The sequence below is a fragment of the Arthrobacter sp. SO3 genome (genome assembly GCF_020532825.1).
Lineage (GTDB): Bacteria > Actinomycetota > Actinomycetes > Actinomycetales > Micrococcaceae > Arthrobacter.
On record NZ_MQTS01000196.1, the window covers coordinates 1 to 527 of the forward strand.

Sequence of the window (527 nt, forward strand, 5' to 3'; positions counted from 1 at the left end):
CTCGGCTACGGTGCCATCTGGTGGGTTCTTGGTCCGCTGATGATCATGCCGGTCATGATGGGCATGCCCGTGTTCGCCATTGACCTCACCGCCCTGATGAGCCTCATGGGCCACCTGATCTACGGCGTTATTCTGGGACTGGTGGCGGTCCGCGTCCTGAAGAGCCAGGCATGACCGATACCTGCCGGGTCGATGTGGCGGCCACCGTCTCCGGAGACCTGCGCCCGTGGGCCCCGCGGCAACGAGAGGCCGAGACACTGATGGCAGGACCCGCTGACCCGTTCAGCTGTTTGAACGAAGTTGACCTGTTTGCTGACCTGAGCGCGCAGGAGATCGAGGCCATGGACCTCATGGCCCCGGCCCGGCTGTTCCGCCGCGGGGAACTGCTGTTCAGCCAGAGCCAGCCCGTGAAAGCGCTGTTCATCCTCAAGTCAGGCCGGGTGCGTATTTTCCGGGTCGCCGAGGACGGCAAGGCCCTGACGATGGCCATCCTGGAACCGGGCGCGGTGTTCGGGGAGATGATGCTC

The 527-nt window shown here is 64.5% G+C and carries 1 protein-coding gene; it reads left to right on the forward strand.

Annotation, left to right across the window (positions count from 1 at the left end; all coding sequences use genetic code 11):
• Positions 1 to 170: 170 nt before the first annotated feature.
• The coding region (locus tag BJQ90_RS18505) for a Crp/Fnr family transcriptional regulator (protein ID WP_226761669.1) at positions 171 to 527 on the forward strand (357 nt) is incomplete at its 3' end.